The 272-nt window shown below is 37.5% G+C and carries 1 protein-coding gene; it reads left to right on the top strand.

The annotated features are described in order from the left end of the window. Nucleotides 1-272 (top strand): hypothetical protein (locus tag SB679_RS24250; protein ID WP_410704804.1); only part of this gene is annotated, 272 nt, incomplete at both ends.

Consider the following 272-nt stretch of genomic DNA (forward strand, 5'->3'; position numbering starts at 1 on the left):
ATGCTCTTGCTACCACAATGCTTGGAGGTGATATCTGGATTGCTCCATACAATACTACAACCAAAAAGTATGATGCTTTTAGTAAAGTGTTTGACGGAAGCACACAAGGTTTAGGCTGGACGCTTGAAATGTATATTGATGATACAAACAAACTTTATGTGAGTTTTGCAGATCCCGGAAAAGTACTTGTCTTTGATTTAAGTAATCTTCCTCAATTAAAGCTGTTGAAGACTTTTAATGCAGACGAAGGAGCGCATCATATGGCTTTCTTT

The sequence above is a fragment of the Chryseobacterium sp. SIMBA_029 genome (assembly GCF_046535275.1).
Classification (GTDB): domain Bacteria; phylum Bacteroidota; class Bacteroidia; order Flavobacteriales; family Weeksellaceae; genus Chryseobacterium.